General features: G+C 55.5%; 20 protein-coding genes. 7 read left to right on the top strand and 13 right to left on the bottom strand.

Features of this window, described 5'->3' with window-relative positions; translation table 11 throughout:
• Window positions 1-16: 16 nt before the first annotated feature.
• Both ACILQA_RS01595 and ACILQA_RS01590 read right to left on the bottom strand, forming a co-directional pair.
• Window positions 17-2893: a M16 family metallopeptidase gene (locus tag ACILQA_RS01595; RefSeq protein WP_395628107.1), complete on the bottom strand. Its 2877-nt coding sequence runs from the start codon at window positions 2891-2893 to the stop codon at window positions 17-19.
• Between the two features lie 60 nt (window positions 2894-2953).
• Entirely contained in the window at window positions 2954-3712 is a 759-nt protein-coding gene (locus ACILQA_RS01590) for a competence/damage-inducible protein A (RefSeq protein ID WP_395628106.1), read from the bottom strand.
• Between the two features lie 62 nt (window positions 3713-3774).
• On the opposite strand from ACILQA_RS01590, the gene map reads away from it, so the two are divergent.
• Complete coding sequence (map, locus tag ACILQA_RS01585) at window positions 3775-4602, top strand: type I methionyl aminopeptidase (RefSeq protein WP_324478120.1); 828 nt, start codon at window positions 3775-3777, stop codon at window positions 4600-4602.
• 114 nt (window positions 4603-4716) lie between these two features.
• Here the strand turns inward: map and argC are convergent, their stop codons facing one another.
• From argC to ACILQA_RS01570, 3 genes are read right to left on the bottom strand one after another with little or no spacing between them, the layout of a single operon-like run.
• A complete protein-coding gene (argC, locus tag ACILQA_RS01580; RefSeq protein ID WP_395628105.1) occupies window positions 4717-5655 on the bottom strand; it encodes an N-acetyl-gamma-glutamyl-phosphate reductase in 939 nt (312 codons plus the stop codon).
• Window positions 5652-6536, bottom strand: coding sequence for an NlpC/P60 family protein (locus ACILQA_RS01575; RefSeq protein WP_395628104.1), 885 nt, complete (start codon window positions 6534-6536; stop codon window positions 5652-5654). The genes argC and ACILQA_RS01575 overlap by 4 nt, the downstream gene beginning before the upstream one ends.
• 53 nt (window positions 6537-6589) lie before the next feature.
• The gene (locus ACILQA_RS01570) at window positions 6590-7978 is read right to left on the bottom strand and encodes a leucyl aminopeptidase family protein (RefSeq protein ID WP_395628103.1); all 1389 of its coding nucleotides are present in this window, start codon (window positions 7976-7978) and stop codon (window positions 6590-6592) included.
• A 48-nt stretch (window positions 7979-8026) separates the two neighbouring features.
• On the opposite strand from ACILQA_RS01570, the gene ACILQA_RS01565 reads away from it, so the two are divergent.
• Entirely contained in the window at window positions 8027-8617 is a 591-nt protein-coding gene (locus ACILQA_RS01565; RefSeq protein ID WP_395628102.1) for a hypothetical protein, read from the top strand.
• 22 nt (window positions 8618-8639) lie between these two features.
• On the opposite strand, the gene ACILQA_RS01560 is transcribed toward ACILQA_RS01565, so the two are convergent.
• Entirely contained in the window at window positions 8640-10157 is a 1518-nt protein-coding gene (locus ACILQA_RS01560; RefSeq protein WP_395628101.1) for a flavin-containing monooxygenase, read from the bottom strand.
• A gap of 114 nt (window positions 10158-10271) precedes the next feature.
• On the opposite strand from ACILQA_RS01560, the gene ACILQA_RS01555 reads away from it, so the two are divergent.
• The gene (locus ACILQA_RS01555; protein WP_395628118.1) at window positions 10272-10583 is read left to right on the top strand and encodes an alkylphosphonate utilization protein; all 312 of its coding nucleotides are present in this window, start codon (window positions 10272-10274) and stop codon (window positions 10581-10583) included.
• Between the two features lie 263 nt (window positions 10584-10846).
• Window positions 10847-11107 carry a zf-TFIIB domain-containing protein gene (locus ACILQA_RS01550; protein WP_395628100.1) on the top strand — a complete coding sequence of 87 codons (261 nt, stop codon included), beginning with the start codon at window positions 10847-10849 and terminating at the stop codon, window positions 11105-11107.
• A gap of 70 nt (window positions 11108-11177) precedes the next feature.
• On the opposite strand, the gene ACILQA_RS01545 is transcribed toward ACILQA_RS01550, so the two are convergent.
• The 4 genes from ACILQA_RS01545 to ACILQA_RS01530 form a co-directional block, all read right to left on the bottom strand.
• Complete coding sequence (locus ACILQA_RS01545) at window positions 11178-11387, bottom strand: cold-shock protein (protein WP_183939847.1); 210 nt, start codon at window positions 11385-11387, stop codon at window positions 11178-11180.
• Between the two features lie 242 nt (window positions 11388-11629).
• Window positions 11630-11920 carry a hypothetical protein gene (locus ACILQA_RS01540; RefSeq protein WP_395628099.1) on the bottom strand — a complete coding sequence of 97 codons (291 nt, stop codon included), beginning with the start codon at window positions 11918-11920 and terminating at the stop codon, window positions 11630-11632.
• Window positions 11921-12045: 125 nt separating this feature from the next.
• Complete coding sequence (locus ACILQA_RS01535) at window positions 12046-12558, bottom strand: hypothetical protein (protein WP_395628098.1); 513 nt, start codon at window positions 12556-12558, stop codon at window positions 12046-12048.
• Window positions 12559-12680: 122 nt separating this feature from the next.
• Window positions 12681-13196: a GNAT family N-acetyltransferase gene (locus ACILQA_RS01530; protein WP_395628097.1), complete on the bottom strand. Its 516-nt coding sequence runs from the start codon at window positions 13194-13196 to the stop codon at window positions 12681-12683.
• Between the two features lie 455 nt (window positions 13197-13651).
• On the opposite strand from ACILQA_RS01530, the gene ACILQA_RS01525 reads away from it, so the two are divergent.
• Window positions 13652-14275: a hypothetical protein gene (locus ACILQA_RS01525; RefSeq protein ID WP_395628096.1), complete on the top strand. Its 624-nt coding sequence runs from the start codon at window positions 13652-13654 to the stop codon at window positions 14273-14275.
• A 1-nt stretch (window position 14276) separates the two neighbouring features.
• On the top strand, window positions 14277-15365 hold the full coding sequence (locus ACILQA_RS01520) for a competence protein ComEC (RefSeq protein WP_395628095.1): 1089 nt from the start codon (window positions 14277-14279) through the stop codon (window positions 15363-15365).
• Between the two features lie 156 nt (window positions 15366-15521).
• Here ACILQA_RS01520 and ACILQA_RS01515 read toward each other — a convergent pair whose 3' ends face one another.
• Complete coding sequence (locus tag ACILQA_RS01515) at window positions 15522-16664, bottom strand: DUF2971 domain-containing protein (RefSeq protein ID WP_395628094.1); 1143 nt, start codon at window positions 16662-16664, stop codon at window positions 15522-15524.
• 220 nt (window positions 16665-16884) lie between these two features.
• Window positions 16885-16977, bottom strand: a complete 93-nt coding sequence (locus ACILQA_RS01510; protein WP_395628093.1) for a fucose-binding lectin II — start codon at window positions 16975-16977, stop codon at window positions 16885-16887.
• Between the two features lie 158 nt (window positions 16978-17135).
• On the opposite strand from ACILQA_RS01510, the gene ACILQA_RS01505 reads away from it, so the two are divergent.
• The gene (locus ACILQA_RS01505; protein WP_395628092.1) at window positions 17136-18104 is read left to right on the top strand and encodes a Stealth CR1 domain-containing protein; all 969 of its coding nucleotides are present in this window, start codon (window positions 17136-17138) and stop codon (window positions 18102-18104) included.
• A gap of 16 nt (window positions 18105-18120) precedes the next feature.
• Here the strand turns inward: ACILQA_RS01505 and ACILQA_RS01500 are convergent.
• On the bottom strand, window positions 18121-18937 hold an 817-nt coding region (locus tag ACILQA_RS01500; RefSeq protein WP_395628091.1), incomplete at its 5' end, for a phosphomethylpyrimidine synthase ThiC.

The following is an 18937-nucleotide window of genomic DNA, read 5'->3' as shown; positions in this document are numbered from 1 at the left end:
AAGGACAAAAGCAGCGTCAGCGCGAATTTGGGGCGTCTGCATTCGCAGACTGCGGTGCAACCACAAGCTTCCACGCCTTGTCCTTGACGAAATAGCGCTTTGCCAGTGCTTGTAATATCTCGGGCGTCACGCTGTTATAATCACTGTAAAGCGTCCCCAATGCAGCGAAGCGTTCAGGATCATATGTCGACCCCTTGAGCTGGTTGAGCCAAAATGTGTTGCCTGACGCGGCGCGCTCAATGGCTTGCTTGGTCGGCTCGACCGCACGCTGCAGTTCATCGGCGCTCACAGGATTAGCGATCAAATCCGCCGCAACCGAATCCGCGAATGCAAAAAAACGGTCCACGTCGGTTGGTTTGACCTGCGTATAGGCCATCAAATATCCACCGCTGTTGAAATTGATGGGCCAATTGGCCGCCATGTCGGGACTGTAGCTTGCGGCCTGCTCCGCACGGAATTTCTCAAACAGGCGGTCACGGAAAATTGCTGCTAATGTTTCCAGCTGCCGTCCTTCGCTGATGCCGGCAATCCCGCCGCCGGTGGGCCATGCCATCACCGCCGCCGCCTGATCACCCGCGCCGCGATGCGTCAGCTTTATGGGGGTCGCGGTCGGCGCTGGGAAACGGACATCGCGCGCCGCTGCCGCGACGGGCATAGGCACGCGCGGCGACAAAGCACCAAAGCTTTTTTCCAACGCCGCAACCGCCGCGGCCTTGTCGAAGTCCCCAAAGAGAAGAACCTCAACGGGTCCCTGCGCCATCAGTGGCTTCCAATATGCTTCGAACTTGGCTGCATCGACTTTCGCAACATCCGCCGGTGCCGCGGCTTTCCAGCGTGGGTCATTGTTGCGTAGCAGATATTCCAAATCACGCTGCAACACCGAGGTCGCCGACATTTCGAAACTCGCATAACCCGACGTGGCGAGCGCCTTTGCCCGTTCAACGGGCGCCGGGTCCCAACCGGGATGCTCGATCTTTGTGGCAATTAACGTCAACTGATCCGCAAGGTCATCAGGCCGCGTATTTGCGCCAAACTGGAATGCATCATCATCAATGGAGAAGTTGAGTTCAATGCGCCGCCCATTCACCATCTGGTCAATGTCGGTGCGCTTGAGTTTGCCAATGCCATTTTCCGGCAAAACAATCGGCCCTGCCCACAGCAGGCTGCCATTGTCAGGGGTAACCGCTTGATAGCCGCGACCGAAACGAACGAGGACGCGAATCTGGCCGCTTTCGGCCTTGTTCGGGTATAGCAAAGCCCGCACGCCATTCGACAGCTCAAGCCGGGTCATCTGCAAGCGCGAGATTGTTTCCTCGCTCACCAACTTGCCGGGCGCGCCAAGCTTGGGCAACGCCGCAAAGCCAAGGGTATTTTCGGATAAACGCGCAGTCGTATTTGCCGATACGACGACGTTCAATGCAGCGAGCGCACGATTGTCTGCGTCGGCGATCGGCGCGGGTGAAGACAGCATCAATCGTGTCGCGTCCGCCATGAAAAGCTTCTGTGTCGACGCCAGCAGCCGCTGCGGCGTAAACTTGTCCTTCATGCCTTCATAGACCTGAACAACGGTTTTGGGCGCGGCTACCGTTTCCCGAATATCCACGGCATTGACGATATCGTCCGCTTGCTTCGCGGCGGCTTCAAACGGATAGCTGTCGAGCATTGTGCGCAACGCATTTCCGAAAAGCGTTTTCTCACGCTCGATATCCGCAACCGATGGTGGCGTGGCAATGGCATCGGCGATAACTGCGCGCACATCGCGCGTTGCCGCTTCCCATTTGTCGCCAACGGGGGTGATCGACACCAAAGTCGTATCTGCGGTGCGCGAAATATCATCCTGCGCGATTTCAGCGAACAGATAATTGCCGCCACTGCGCGCCTGCACCTCAAGCCTGCGATTGATGATCTGAAGTGCAAGGGCGTCAATCAACAACTGCTCATTATACGCAATCGTATCGTTAACTTTCCGCCAAGGGCGTAAGTAAGCAATGCTGACGGTGGTAGGCAATGTTGGCTCAATCAGCACGCGCGTCGGGGTGCCCTGCGGTGTTGGATCGCCAAAGGCAGGCTCAGGCGCGCGGGCGCCCTTCCCTTTCCAGTCGTTGAAATATTTCTGCACCAAATTGGCGAGCTGCACGGGCTCCATATCGCCAGCCATCACGACGACTGCATTTTCGGGCCGATACCAACGGTCATGAAATGCACTCAGGCGCAAGGCGTCGGAAGCCTGCAATGTTTCAGGCGTACCAATCGTCGACCGGTTTGCGAGCCGCTGACCCTGAAACGCGTGCTGACGCAGGGCGTCGCTATAGACCATTTGCGCACCGCTATTTTCGCGCAGCTCCGCAAGGACAATGGCGCGTTCGGCGTTCAAAGCATTGGGCGAGATACGCGGATTGCGGATCATGCCCGAAATGATTTTGACGGACTCGTCCAGCTTTTCGGGCGTCGCATTGGGCAAGTCGAGCTTGTAGACCGTCTGCGTCGGGGTTGTTTGCGCATTGCTGTCGCTGCCAAAGGTGACGCCGAACCTTTGCCAAATGCGCTTTGCCTCGCCATCAGGCACAAATGTCGATCCACGGAAAGACAGATGCTCGATCAGATGGGCAAAACCTTGCTCATCATTATTTTCATGCAACGCGCCTGCATCAATTCGCACGCGGATGGACACCTGCCCAGCAGGCACATCATTTTTCTTCACCGCATAGCGCAGCCCATTAGGCAAAACGCCAAAGGTCCAGCTGTCGTCGACAGGTACATCGCTGCCTTCATACAGCCACGGAACTTTGGCCGCCTTTGCCGCGACAGATGCAGCAGGCGCAACATTTTGTGCGTAAGCAGAGGTGGACAGCAGCAGGGCTGCCAAAGCGAGCGATTGAGTAAATTTGCGCATTACAATCCTCATAACGGAACGAAGGCTTGACTGCACATGAACGGGCTGACGAACCTGCGTTTAAATTCCACCATCGACGGAATCATAGCCTAAACCGCGCAAACCAAGTTTCAGCGCCTCGATGCATTCAGCAAGTTTATCCGCGTCTGTTGTCCGGACAACGAAATTCGCCCCGACCTTGCCTTCGCGGAAAAACGGGTAACTGCCGATCTGGCAACCTTCATGATGTTTTTCGGTATCGCCCAGCAGTTTGGCCACTTCGCTTTCGGCCACCCAGCAGCCGATTTGTTGTGACAACAAGGGCGCACCACCCTCCAAACTACCGGTCAGGGCATCCAACATTCCGGCGGTGATATGCGGCACGCCAGCCATGATGAAGATGTTGCCGTGGCGAATGCCGGGCGCACCCGACATCTTGTTGGGGATAAGATCCGCGCCATTGGGCACACGCGCCATGCGCAGGCGGCCCGGGTTAATGCCGCCGCGTGTTTCATAATATGCATGCAGGACGGCGCTTGCCTCTGGATGAATAACAACATCGACGCCGAGCGCTGCCGCAATCGCATCAACGGTAATGTCATCATGCGTCGGGCCAATACCGCCGGTGGTGAACAGATAGTCATTGCGCGCACGCAAGAGGTTCACTGCCTCAATAATGGCGTCCATGTCATCAGCGACCACACGCACTTCGCGTAAGCGAATGCCTTGAATATTGAGCCAAAGGGCAATCTGCGCGACATTTTTGTCCTGTGTTCGGCCAGAGAGAATTTCGTCGCCGATGATTACAAGCGCTGCGGTATATATGCGGGAATCTGTCATACGCACGCGATAGCATAAATCACCCCCTCGCAAAGTGCGGATTATTACCTTATATCTCCCGCATGGAACAATATGTAAGCGTTACGCCCGAAGAGGCGATGCAGGCCCGCGACGGGGTCATCAAATTACACGGAGCCGAAGGCTTTGAGGGCATGCGCAAGGCCGGCCGCCTTGCCGCCGAAATACTCGATGCATTGGTGCCGCATGTCGTGCCGGGTGTCAGCACCGAGGAACTGGACGATATCGTCCGCGAGATGACCATACGCGGTGGCGCAGTGCCAGCAACCCTTGGCTATCGCGGTTACACGCACAGCTGCTGCATTTCGATCAACCATGTCATTTGCCACGGCATTCCATCGGACAAGAAATTGAAGGACGGGGACATCGTCAACATCGACGTCACGCCGCAGCTGAATGGCTGGCACGGCGACACCAGCCGTATGTTCCTTGTCGGCGACGTGCCGGTAAAGGCAAAGCGCTTGGTCGACGTGACCTATGAATGCCTGATGCTCGGCATCGAAGCCGCCAAGCCCGGCAACCGCGTCGGCGACATTGGCCACGCGATCCAGACCCATGCCGAAAAGCACCGCTATGGCGTCGTCCGCGATTTCTGCGGCCATGGCCTTGGCCAATTATTCCACGACGCCCCCGAAATCGTCCATGTTGGTCGCCCCGGCACTGGGCCAGAGCTGCGCCCCGGCATGATTTTCACCATCGAACCCATGATCAACATCGGCAAGGCAGCCGGCAAAGTCCTCGACGATGGCTGGACGGCCGTCACGCGCGACCGTTCATTGAGCGCGCAGTTCGAACACAGCATCGGCATCACCGAAGACGGCTGCGAGATATTTACGAGCAGCCCGAAGGGGTGGCATCAGCCGCCTTATTGAGGTTTCTACCACGTCATGCTGAACGCGTTTCAGCATCTTACTTTTTGCGCGTTGTTGAAATTAAGACCCTGAAACAAGTTCAGGGTGACGCGGTGTTACATCCGATTGTCGCGCTTACAACCGCAACCCAATCGTCTCGTCCAATCCGGCCATGATGTTCAGGTTCTGCACCGCCGCGCCGCTTGCGCCTTTGCCGAGATTGTCGAGCAATGCCAGCAAGCGGACTTGCGCGCCGTCGGGTGAGCCGAGGACGTAGAGGTCAAGCCTGTCGGACGGTTCTTGGTCGGCGCGGATCAGCAGTTCCGCTGGCGGCGCGTCTTGGTGCACTTTGACGACGAGCGAATTGGCATAATGCTTAGCCAGCGCAGCGTGCATTTCGTCGGGATCATCGCTGCCGGGCATGACCGAGATGGGCAGCGGCACCTCCACCACCATGCCCCGGAACGCGCGCACCACGGCGGGTGAGAATATCGGCGCGAGGCCGAGCCCTGCATGTTGCTGCATTTCGGCGACATGCTTGTGGTTCAGATCAAGGCCATAAGTGCGAAAGCCGATATCTGCGCCCTCGCCGCCTTCGAACCGTTCAATCAATGCTTTCCCGCCGCCCGAATAGCCCGACACCGCGTTGACGCTGTAGGGCCAGTCTGCGGGGATCAATCCGGCCGCGACCAAGGGTGCAACCAGCCCCAAAAAGCCAGTGGGGTAGCAACCGGGATTGCTGACAAGGCGCGCATTGGCAATCCGGTCGTGTTGGCCGGTGCGATATTCGGGGAAGCCATAGGCCCAGTTCGGGTTCACACGATGCGCGGTCGATGCGTCGATGATGCGCGTGTGGCTCGACGTCGTCATTGCCACCGCCTCTTTTGCCGCATCGTCGGGCAAGCACAGGATGACAAAGTCAGCATCGTTCAATGCCTCGCGTTTCGCAGCGGGGTCCTTACGTTTGTCATCATCGAGCGTGATGAGCGTGAATTCCGCACGCCCAGCGAGCCGGTCCGCGATTTCAAGGCCGGTTGTGCCCGATGCGCCGTCGATGAAGATCGATTTGGTCATTTTACCCGCTTACGCGCAACAATCGCTTCATCATGCGCGGCAAAGCGTGCCGCCGCATCTGTCAGCGGTTCAACGCTAACCGCCATCGCGGTTCCATTGGCGTGGATGATGTTCTCGGCATCGGCCATGATACCAACATGGCCGGGGAAGAAAACCAGATCGCCGCGCTGCAACGCGTCGCCCTCGGCCAATTCTTCGCCAAATTCTGCCATCTGCATATCGGCATCGCGTGGCGGCATATGGCCCTTCAGTCCGAACACCAATTGAACAAGGCCCGAGCAATCAATGGCGTCCCCGCTGCGCCCACCCCAGCTGTACGGCGTACCGATCAGCTGTTCTGCCAAATCTGCCGGTGATGCTGCAACGCGTCCGATTTCGGACAAATGGGCCAATGGCACAAAGCCATTTTCGCACGCCAGATACTTACCGCATTCGCTTGGGCTGCCGCAAAGCAACTGCGCACCCATGGGGTAACGCGCCAGCACAGGCGCCTTTGTCGATGGTTCAGAAACCAGTAATGTCGCAGGCGCGCTGACGATATGTGTGGCGTCAAAATCATCGCCAAGCTCGGCAAAGCGGACATAACCCAGATAATTGTCGTGCAGGCAATAGCCCCATGCCCATTCGCCCGCGACATCAAGCACGGCGAACTCCTCACCATGCATTAACGCGCTAACGGGCATGGATGTGGCATGCGCCTCGGCATGAATTTCGGTCACGGGCGCAATGCCGGTGCGCAGCATCGGCACGGCATAATGCGGTGCGAACAGCTTTCCGGCCAGACTGATGTCGGCTAGGTCCCCGCGAATAGGCGTTGTGCGCTTGTCCCCGACAAGGCTGTGCCCACTTAAAGTATATATGGGCCGGTCACCCGCCCCCATGTGTCCGTTTGCCAACGATTTACGCCCCCGAAATTGTAACATGTTATGGCACCCTAACGTGCCGGATATTTGTCCGCCAGATAGCCGAAGACGGCGCGTAATCCAAGGGCTTCGCCGCCCTTTGGCCTGCCAGGCTTATTGGTTGGTCGCCATGCAAAGGTGTCCAGATGTACCCAAGGCACATCATCAGGAACGAATTTCTGCATAAAGAGCGCCGCCGTTACTGCGCCTGCGAACGCCCCGCCGCTGTTTGTCATGTCCGCGATATCGCTATCCAAAAGCTCCAGATAGGGTGCCCATAATGGCATCCGCCACAGCGGGTCAGCCTGCGCCTTTGACGCTGCGATTAACGCGTCGGCTGTTTCATCATCATTGCTGAACATTGCCGGCAAATCAGGACCCAAGGCAACGCGCGCTGCGCCGGTCAGCGTCGCGAAATCGATGATAAGTTCGGGCGTATCCTCAACCGCTTTGGTCAACGCGTCGGCGAGCACAAGGCGCCCTTCCGCATCGGTATTGTCGATTTCAACCGTAATGCCCTTGCGGCTTTTAACGATATCGCCCGGCCGCATAGCATTGCCCGATATGCTGTTTTCGGCAGCAGCGACGAGCATATGCAAGCGTACCGGCAAATGCGCAGACATGATAAGCTCCGCCAGCGCAAGCGCATGGGCAGCGCCGCCCATATCCTTCTTCATCAGCCGCATGCCGCTTGCCGGTTTAATATCAAGACCACCGCTGTCGAACGTTATGCCTTTGCCCACAATCGCGATGCGTGGGTGGCGCGGGTCGCCCCATTCCAGCTCAATCAGCCGCGGCGCATGTTCGCGCGCCGCTGCTTTGCCGACCGCGTGGATGAGCGGGAAGCCCGCTTCCAACGCTTCCCCTGCCGTCACTGTCACATCTGCCTTATGCGCCTTGGCGATGCGCTTAGCCTCGGCCTCAAGCGCGTCGGGACCAAGGTCACCCGCCGGACGGTTAACCAGATCGCGCACGAGCGCTGTGGCGCGCGCCTGAAGCACGATGTTTTGGATCTTGCCGGGATCACGCACGAGCAGCACGCGCGCGCCGGTTACTTTCGGTTCGCTGAGATATTCATGATATCGATACTGACCAAGCATCCACCCAAGCATCGCGTCACCAGCATCGGCATCCAACAACCGATAACTTCCCTCGGGCAGAATGTCCGATAGCTTGGCCAGGTTCCAAACCCCAAGCGCCGAAGCATCGGCGACGCCTACGACGACAGCCCATTCCCCGGGCTTGTCGCCAGGAAGTATCGCACTGTCGTTTACGCTACCTTCAAACTTCTGTGCTTTTACGGCCGTGCGGACAGGGTCGGGTTGCGCAGCAAGCCATAACGCAAAGCCATTTTTATCGACTATGTGGATAGGTGTGGCCGGTTGGCCGTTGTCAGGTTGGATCAGATCGTCATAACGCATGAAGGATGCGATAGCGGCATTGGACCGCGAACGGGAGATAATTCAGAAATGTCACGTATTTTTCTTTTGTTCATTATGTCGATCGCAGCATTGGGCTTATCCGCTTGTAACCGCTCAACCGACGCACGTCCGCCGCTGCCCGCGGAAATAACGGCGGTCGTTAAGCCTTTTTATGAGGCTGTGCGTCGCGGAGACCAAAAGGCGGCCGAAAAATATGTCGCTCCGGGCTTCATTGACGATAGCCGCGTGCAGTTTGCCGAAATGTCGCGGATTTTGAAGGATGCGCCACGACTGGCTCCGGCCATTCAACAGCATCAAGGGTCCGGGGCCTATCTGACGTTCGCTGCTCAGCATGGCAAAATATGGGTTATATCCGAAGTGCGCGTGGTCCGGTACCGCAACAAGCCAATGATCGAATATTGGGATGTCACGACCACCGACAAAGCGCCCGAAATTGTCACGCACGCGCAGGATATGAAACGCTACACCAGTTACGCGCTGATGGCGGTTGCGTTTGCTGCACTGGCCGGGCTTGCTTCACTTATTTGGGTGGTCCGCAACCGTACACATATCATCGCGCCAGAGGCGAGCATTGAAACCCGCCGCGTTGCCGCGACGGTTCGCAATAGGGAGGGCTGATATAGGCCCCACCTTCGGGTAGTTACTCGGCTGCGATCAGCGTTTCCGCATTCTCGTTATGGGAGGCTGCGAAATGCGGTGCCGAAAAGACCATGACTCCGTCATCCACAGGATCTTGAGTCAGGATTTTCTTTTCAGCGGCGTAATTTTGCAGCACGCGCCATGGATGGCGGTCCCCGTTCTTGGGCAGCGTGTCAAAACTGCGGGCGAAATAGCCTGAGCTAAAGTCCGTCACAAATGGCAGCTTGGGCATATCCGGATCATCAAGATGCGGCGTTGCCACAAGCGCGTTTTTGTCATCCATTTTCCACAACAAGCGGCAGACATAATCGGCAACGATATCAGTCTTCAGCGTCCATGATGCGTTGATATAGCCAAACACGCTGGCGAAGTTCGGAATGTCGTTGAACATCACGCCCTTATAATTGAAATGCTCACCAAAATTGACCGCTTCACCGTCCACGCTGATGGCTGTCTTGCCCATCGTGACAAGGTTCAGACCGGTCGCAGTGATCACGATATCGGATTCAATATGCTTGCCGGACTTCAACTGAATACCCGTCTTGGTGAAATGGTCGATATGGTCCGTCACCACCTCGGCCTTGCCCTCGGTTATGGCGGTAAACATGTCGCTATCTGGAATCAGACACAGGCGCTGTTCCCATGGGCCATATTTGGGGACGAAATGGGTATCGACATCCACTGAGGCCGGCAGCGCTTCACGGGCCATGTTGACCAGCTTTTCGCCCAGCTTCGCTGGATTGCGGCGGGCATACCAATAAGTGAACCGCTGCATGTTAATGTTGCGCCAGCGCGTCAGCGCATAAGCGATCTTTTCCGGCAAGATTTTACGCACAAATTTGGAGAACGGGTCAATCGCAGGACGCGACACCATGTATGTCGGCGAACGCTGCAGCATCGTCACCTGCGCGCCCTGTTGCGCCATCACGGGCACAATCGTCACCGCGGTCGCGCCTGAACCGATAACCGTTACCTTCTTGCCGCTATAGTCCAGTCCTTCGGGCCAATGCTGCGGGTGAACAATCTGGCCGCCAAAGTCGGCTTCGCCCGGGAAATCGGGCTTATAGCCCTGATCATAGTCATAATAACCTGCGCACATGAACAGGAAGCGCGCAGCAAAGCGCCGTTCCTCGCCGCCGTCCACAGCCTTGGCCGTTACATGCCAGCGCGCATCGGGGCTGGACCAATTTGCCGAGACCACCTTGTGGCCAAAGTGGATGTGCGGCGTGATGCCATATTCATCAGCCGTTTCGTGCACATATTCGTGGATGGATGGGCCGTCAGCGATTGTTTTTTCATGCAGCCATGGTTTGAAGCGATAGCCCAAGGTGTGCATGTCCGAGTCAGACCGGATACCCGGGTACCGGAAAAGGTCCCAAGTGCCGCCCATGTCAGCGCGTTGCTCGACAATGGCATAGCTTTTATTGGGGCATTGCATGGTCAGATGCGCCGCCGCACCAATGCCGGATAAACCAGCGCCTACAATCAATACATCTACAACCGTTTCAGCCTGCGCCATATAACTCTCCACTCTATTATAAAAATCTTACTGACATCATTGCAAATTGCAACCGGCTTTCACCCGCACGTAAATGGCGCTAGGGCGTGGCAATATCAAAGCGGGGATTACATGATGACGGACGGGACCGACGACGAATATGTTTATGACGAGGCATCTGGCGAATGGATCAGTGCGGCCGAAGCCAATGCCAAATCCGAACAGGACGGCGCAGTTGAGGTCCGCGACGCGGTCGGAAATGTTCTGGCGGACGGCGATCAGGTCACGTTGATCAAGGATCTGACCATAAAGGGTGCGGGTCAGACATTGAAGCGCGGAACGCTTATCAAATCCATCCGCTTGACTGGCGACGCACAGGAAATTGACTGCCGGTTTGACGGGATCAAGGGCCTCGTGCTGCGCGCGGAGTTTGTCCGGAAACGTTAACCGCTAGGGTTGGCGGTTCGCATACCGATCAAAATTTCTGGCCATCATCGTGCTGTCCGCGATGTGGATGACCGGAGCATTGCTGAATTAACAGCCAGGGTTATTGAAATAGTGCCGACCAATGCCCAACTGCGTTTTGCGGGCCGGGCCCCTCTGGTCGTCACCTGACGGCGATGTCGGACCGCTTTAAACCATTAAAGAGGAGACCCGATATGAACCCAGCCGTTGGAATGCCATGCCCTGTTTGCAAGGTGGCGCTTGTCATGAGTGATCGCCAGGGTGTCGAAATCGACTATTGCCCACAATGCCGCGGCGTTTGGCTTGATCGTGGTGAGTTGGACAAGATCATCGAACGCAGCGTTGCTGCCGAGATGCCTGCACCGCAAGCTGCCCCGCAACCCGTTCCACCGCAAGCGCCCGCCGGATTTGCACCACCAGGCTATGGCCACCAGCAACCGGGCTTTGGCCATGGCTATCCGTATCAAAAGCGGAGGAAGTCATTTTTGGAAGAGCTGTTCGATTAATCCGGCAATCGCCGCGCACAAAAAAAGGGCCGCCTTTCGGCAGCCCTTTTTTTTTAAACCTTAGCGCTGATTAATCAGCAGCTGAAAGATTTACAGCCGAAGCTTTACCGTTGCGGCCAATTTCGACTTCGAAATTTACGCGCTGCTCTTTGTCGAGCGAGTGCATGCCAGCAGCTTGAACAGCCGAGATGTGTACGAAGCTGTCATCGCCACCACCATCGGGTGCAATAAAGCCATAGCCTTTATCGGCATTGAAGAATTTTACGGTGCCAGTAGGCATAATATGTTCCTTTCACGAAACAGGTGACCACCGGGCAACAGCGCCAAGTGGGTAGCCAAGTCGTGTTGGGAAAAACGTTGCACGCTCCGCTTATTTCATCAGATACGCGCCTCAAATTCCGTCGCGGTCGACGATAGCGTGTTTGGCTTATACGCCTAATTTACGGCATTAGCAAATAACAAGGTCGAATCCCGCTTTTCCCCTGTTTTCCCGCCATTTCCGTAGGCGTTCAGCCGCCCGCTTTAGCCCAAAAGCCGCTTGCGGTTCGCGGTCACATGTTTGGCGTAATGTTCGATACTGCCGCTGACCATGCTTTCGGGGGTAAGCCCGTGCTTGCCGGTCATCAGGTCCGCGCCAAGGGCCATGTTCGCCGCAACCTTTTCGCTCACCATCCGCTCCGCCTCACGCACCGCATTTGGCCCGCCAAGCGCCAGACTGCCCAAGCGCGCCGCAATCACCATGTTGGATTCCGCCGCGAGCGCGAAGGCATCCATGGAAATGTCAAACCAGCTGGGATTTTTCGGCTTCGTCATGATGGTTCAACTATTGTGGGCGATGAACGCGCAGCATAACGCCGCCTGCGCGTTATGCCAGCCATTCCTATGCCGCGCGCTTCCAACCCGGCAAAAGCGACAAAAGCCACCACGCAGCGCATTTTTCATGTCTCCCTTGTCGCTTTAACCGCCAGCGCCTGCGCCGAAAGCGCCGCGGACAGGCGGGTTTTGGACAATAACGCAGCGTTCAAAACCTTGCGGTCGGGCGCGTTCATAACCTCAACCATGCCGCCGCGCATCACGCGCACCGTGGTGACGCCGTTAATCGCCTGATCCAGCGCGGTGTGAAATTGCAGGTCCGCACCACAGGCAATCGCAATGTCCCACGCCTCGGCAAAGCCAGCCGCTCCTGCCCGTTCGCGCAAGCGATAGGCCGAAGCCCGCCCCATGCCCACCGCGCGCGCCGCCGGGCCAACCGCCCCCATGACCGACAAAGCGGTGATAAAACGCCGCTGCCGCTCCGCGCTCCACCCATCGGCACGGCGGCGCTGCATCGGCACAGGGGTAAAGGCCAACAGATCGTCAAAATCCGCATCGGAACCAGCATCAGAACCGGCGTCAGGGTTTGGGGCGGGGTTGGGATTGGCGTTTGGATTGGGCGGCGGTGCATCTGTCATGTCCGCAACAGAAACATAAAGCGGACCATGTAGGAAAGTTGTTTTTTTGGGCGGGCAAAACGGAGGCATGCCATTGCGTGTCCCCGGCGCGGCGCGGTCAGTGTTTGGGGCCAAAGCTGGGGCTAGTCGAACGCAGGAGCGTAGCGAAGCCGGCCTTGGGGTTCTGGCCCAAACAAGCTTTGGGCGCGAAAATAAGGCGCATCACTTGGAATCAATGGCTCTAGCCCCGGAATATTGCGGAAGCCGAAACGCTCATAGTAAACAGGATTGCCCACCACTGCGACACCGGCAACCCCGCGCGTTATCAACGCGCTAATCCCGGCTTGAATCAATGCCGATCCGACACCTTTGAGTTGATAATCTGGCAAGACAGATACGGGCGCCATTTGAAGCCAGCCGTAATCCAATCCATCAATTGTTGTTGGGCTAAAACCAACATGACCAATAATCTGGTTGATGCCCGTGACCGCGACTAAAGAGAGGTACAAATCGCCCGCCGAGCGGAGCCTGTCGACCAACTCTGCCTCCGTGCCATCACTAAACCACATCGGCTTGAACGCTACATCAACCAGTTCACGGATGTCGGCCACATCGCGGGCTTCTTCCTCTCGAATAGATATGTTTAATGAGCCACTCATCCTAACTGTCGCTTTTTTCGTACAAAGGCGAATGCCCGCTCAATGGGGATGATATTGTCCACCGAGACCTCCATTACGTTTTGGCTGCTGTCTTTTTCAGCAGCGCGATCGGATATCTAATTGAATAGCCATTAGCTTTCTAGACGCCTTCTGCTTTCACAATCTGCTGCCGTTCGAACGCGAAGGGTGACAGCATCCCGTTCCCAGCGTGCTTGCGCAACGGATTATAGAACACAACCCCAAAAGCGCGGTTAATATTTGGGGTTTGTCTTAGGTGTCGCGGTAATTTGTGAGGGTCTGAATATACGAACGGTTCGTATACGAGCCGCTCGTACTTGGGCCAATCTGTGATGGTTGCTACCTTCTCACTAAGTTTCGGTGACCGTGCGCTCAACTCCTATTCAGTGCACTGCCACCGTAAGTGATTTGTTAATCGGTGTGGTTGGGGGCAAGAAATGGGCGTTTCTCACAAGACTCAAGCAGTGCTGCAATTCTTAGTGCCATCAGCTTTGCTCTATATCGGAGTTGCGGCATTTTTAATTAATCAGAAATGGCCATCTTGGGTTGATCTACAAGAGAATTCCTTGGGTTTTGCAGTGGTCGGATTGGCAGCAATGCTTGTTCAGGACTTGGTTCCCAAACCGCTGAAGGAGTTTTTGGTTTTCTGGAAGATATCTAACCGACTGCCCGGATGCCGAGCGTTCTCGGAAGTCGCACAAAGCGTCGCCGGTATTGAAGATTCAAAAATCGCTAATTTCCAAGAGCTAAGTGCTTCGGGCGGACATACGCAGCAGACTGCATTTTACGGTCTTTACGATGGATTTCGCAATCACCCTTCGGTGTCGCATCACAGCCAACGCTACATTGCATGGCGAGATTTGACCTCCTTTCTCGCTTTGCTCTCTGTCGTCAGCCTACCGGTTGCAGCGACATTCGATCACCCAAGAGCTATAGTCGCCGGTTTAGTTCTCACGGGATCCTCCCTCCTTATCCTTCTGATGACAAGCTTGGCAGCACGCAATGCTGCGATGTCGTTGACGAAACAGGTCTTAATTCTGCACTCACTAAAAGGGGCGTAAAATGGCTGAAACTGATTATTTTGAGATCGACTTTTTGGCGGTTGAAGCCGCCAAAAGCGGAGACGCGATAACGATTAGATATCAAATAGACGACGAGGTTTTTGTCCATGTCGTCGACGGCGGTTTCACCGATACTGGTAAGGACGTGTTAGCTCACATCGACAAATACTACGGCGCCAATGCCTATATCGACAACGTCGTACTGACCCATTCAGATGGCGATCACGCGCGTGGCCTGAAGCATGTTCTGGAAAACGGCAGCGTAGAAATTCTTTGGATGAATCGGCCTTGGCTCTACGCGGAAGAACTGATTGATCGTTTCGCAACTTACAATTCTGTTGATGCTCTAAAAAGCAGGTTACGCAAATGCTACCCCACGGTTAATGACCTCGAAGTGATCGCAGAAGCGCAAGGGATTGAGATCAGGGAGGCGTTTCAAGGTACTCAGATTGGCCACTTTCATGTAATGTCGCCTACTCGTGCGACCTATCTCGACCTCGTCGTGGAATCCGAAAAGACGCCTGAAGGTATCGACGAATCCGAGAAGAGCGCCACGCAGATCATGTTGGAAAGTCTGAAGGCTACTGTGAGAGGTATTTTTGCTGCACTTTGGGGCGAAGAAGTTTTCTCAACTGAAGAGACTAGCGCAGAAAATGAGATGAGCGTTGTTCAAGCAGCGCAGATTGCAGGCAAAACTATTCTGCTGACCGGAGATACCGGAAGGCGCGGGTTGCAGGCTGTGGTAAACTACGCCCCGAGCGTCGGCTTTAACTTGCCTGGAATTGATAGGTTTCAAGTTCCGCATCACGGATCGCGACGAAACGTGAATTCAGAGTTACTCGATCAGATCCTTGGACCACGATATACCAATCAAAGCGCAGCGCCTGAGCATAAGTTTACGGCGCTAATCAGCTCGGCATTAGAAGACAAACATCATCCGAGAAAATCGGTTGAAAGGGCAATGTTCCATAGAGGCGGTTTTGTTACAAAAACAGAAGGTAAAAGCGTCCGAACGTCCCACAATGCACCAGACAGGGAAGGTTGGGTAGCGGCAAAACCCGTTCCATACCCAACCGAACAAGAGCAATAGCCTGCAGCTACCCCTCAATCATGCTCCCGATCCCCAGCGCCCATATATAGCGCGCGTCCCGTTTACCCTCGCTTCGGTTCCGGTGACACGGTTCCGGTGACAGTGCACTCAACTCCTATTCAGTGCACTGTCACCGTAATTCCCGTAATTCCATACTTACACCCGTAAAGGCGCTGATGATCCTCTAACCTCAACATGTTCATAGCCCTTCTGCTCAAGTAGCAAGTGAAGGGATTTTTTTAGCAACTCGGGATGAAGTGTAGGGCCGTGCACTAGTTGAAGCAGAGGCAGGTGTGGTTTATCAACGTGGTCGCCAAACGCCATCATTGTGTATGGGATGAGCAGTGACTTGCTAGGACGAAAACGGATGCGACCTAACCATTCGCTTCGATCATAGGGCACAATTATACGCCACTCTTTTTCCTCTGCAAATGCAGGATGTTTAAACGTAAAACTGTACTCAGTCATGAATGATCTTAGTAGGCTCGAAAGCGCAGGCAGCGTCTTGTTTGCATCCATTTCAGAGGCAGTATACCGTGTGCAAATATTCTTAAATAAGTCTCTAAATTCTCGTAATGTATTTCTTACAAGTTCGCTTTGTTGTTGTTCGTTATATAAAACTCTTCTGACCAGAAGCTCGGGTACAGAAAAGTCGTGAGCGTCAAATCCTAGCGCGATGCCCTTACCTCCATCACCGTAAGCCCTCCACTGACTTAACAAATCACCATCAACACAAAAACAGCAAACTAGATAGCCCGACGCTGCCGAAGTGGGTTCGGTAGCGGATCCTCCAGCTCGCTTAAGCAATTCAAGGAATTCTGGGGATGCTTCTTTCTCAAATTCATTCGTCACAGAGGTTATCAAATCGCTTGCATAGCTAAGCTCTGATGAGTCGTTCAAAAAAGCGATGTCAGATGCCCATATGGCACCTTTGCTGAGGATAGAATACAGTGCTTCAACGCTTGTATAATGATAAAAGAGCCTCGGTCGCTCGGTTTGCGTGTCGCTAAAATTTTTAGTCAAACGATCAGCTACGTCCTCAATCAGATGAGACTCGGGTGTTGTTTTAAACATGTTGTCGGTGCGAAAGTGTAATGCTGGCGGGACGTCATCTTCGAGGTCCGCTAGCATTGGGGTCCGCACTGTATATTTAGAGGCCTTATTCAAATGCAGGCTTACATCGCATTTTGAACACTTAGCCACTGCATTTATGTAAGGTGGGAATCCTTCCATGTGTGTCGCGATAGGGTTTCCACAGCGGCTGCAAACTAAGTTGATATCGCCTGAGCCGGACAACATTGGTCCGTCGCCTTCCTTAACGAGGCAACTATAAGTCGAGGCCAGGCTCTTAGACAAAGCTCGGAGAGGGACCTGCCTCACGTTATTAGTGGCCGTGGATATTTTGAATAAAGAAGAGGCATAATTTAATCATACTCCCGATCACCAGCGCCCATATATAGCGCGCATCGCGCTTGCCCTCGCATCGCGCACCGGTCTCCGCACATGTTAACCAGCCGCCTCACCCCAACCGCGTGAACCACTGCATCTGCAAAAACGTGTCATTATAATCATTGTCGCTCCCATCTTCGGAACCAAAGATATCGCGGGACATGACATTGTAAACAGAAATTCACAATTCCTTGCTGCAACGGCCAACCGCACATCACCGTGACCGTGATCAAGCCCTCCCCACCCGCCAAAGATTTTACATTTCCCAAAACCTTTGCATAAACCTACAGCGGCAAAAAACGGGGCGTAAATTGTGGGTGAATGATAGAGGTCGATGCAGTCATTACGTGGGTCGACGGGGCGGACCCCGCGCATAAGGCACAAAGGGATTTCTATTTGGCAGAGGCCAAGGCGGAGGCGGATGCCTTCGCGCGTGCGCCGCTCCACGATAATGGCACCAACCCCCATCGCTGGGTCTGCAGTGACGAGCTGAATTACTGCGTGCGCTCCATCGCCAACAATGCGCCGTGGGTGCGGCGGATATGGATCGTCACCGACAATCAAATCCCGCAGATCACGCAACTGCCGCCCGAATTCGCGGCGAAGATCAGCATCGTTGACCATCGCGATATCTTTGACGGGGCGGACAATGCGTTGCCGACGTTCAATTCGCTGTCGATTGAAACCATGCTGTGGCGCATCCCCGGGTTGGCCGAACATTTCTTATATTTCAATGATGACGTCTTCCTGACCGCGCCGGTTACGCCGTCGGATTTCTTTGCCGGCGATGGCCCCGTGCTGCGCGGCAAATGGACCGACCACAGCGATCTGGCCGCCTGTGGCGCGAGCCGGGATGAGGCCAGCCTGCTCAACCATTTTAACCAGATCAACGCTGCGCAGATGATTGGCTATAGCGCCGACCATGTGTTCGAAAGCGCGCATGTCGTGCACCCGATGCAGCGTTCGGTGATGGCGGATTTATGTGCGACCTACGCGGCCGAATTTGCGCACAACGCCAGCTATCGCTTTCGCGACACCGCGCAGTTCCTGCCGCAAAGCCTGCATAACCATGCCTGCCTTGCCGACGGCAGCGCCGCGATATTGGATACGCGCGATTATCTGCACATCGCCGTCGGCGCGCATGACCAGTATTCCGCCGACGATGTCAGTGGCTATCTGCGCGGGGCAGACCGCGACGCGATCAAATTTCTATGCGTCAATGACTTGCCAGAGGTGGAGCGCAGCTTCCCCGATGCACGTGTGTGGATCGAACAAGCAATTGGCGGTTAGCCGCGCCGATTACCCCTCAATCATGCTCCCGATCACCAGCGCCCATATATAGCTCTCGGCCGGTTTCGTCATAGACCTTGCTCATTTGCGCCATTCCTTCTTCAGCCTTCGCCACGGCTTCGGCTGACAGGTCCGCCTCCGATGCCGCAATAAAGCCTTCGGCTGGCTGGTTCTGCAACCGCGCAAATTCGCGGACTTCTTGGCTGATTTTCATTGAGCAGAATTTTGGTCCGCACATCGAACAGAAATGCGCTGATTTTGCGCCTTCGGCGGGCAGCGTTTGGTCGTGATATTGCTCCGCCGTGTCGGGATCGAGGCTGAGGTTGAATTGGTCGCGCCAGCGGAATTCGAAGCGTGCCTTGCTGAGCGCATCGTCGCGGACTTGCGCGGCGGGGTGGCCCTTTGCAAGGTCAGCGGCATGTGCCGCAAGCTTATAGGTCACAACGCCGACCTTCACATCGTCACGGTCGGGCAGGCCCAAATGCTCCTTTGGCGTGACATAGCAGAGCATCGCCGTGCCGTACCAACCGATCATCGCCGCACCAATGCCGCTGGTGATATGGTCATAGCCCGGCGCAATGTCGGTGGTGAGCGGTCCAAGCGTGTAGAACGGCGCTTCGCCGCACACCTCCAACTGCTTGGTCATATTCTCTTTAATCTTGTGCATCGGCACATGGCCGGGGCCTTCGATCATTACCTGCACGTCCGATTTCCACGCGCGGTGGGTCAGCTCGCCCAGCGTATAGAGCTCGGCAAATTGCGCTTCGTCATTGGCGTCGGCAATCGATCCGGGGCGCAGGCCATCGCCCAACGAATAGGCGATGTCATAGGCC

It is taken from the genome of Sphingorhabdus sp. (assembly GCF_044239005.1).
GTDB lineage: Bacteria > Pseudomonadota > Alphaproteobacteria > Sphingomonadales > Sphingomonadaceae > Sphingorhabdus_B.
The sequence above is the reverse complement of the archived record's forward strand: the minus strand, read 5'-3'. Positions and strand labels throughout refer to the sequence as shown.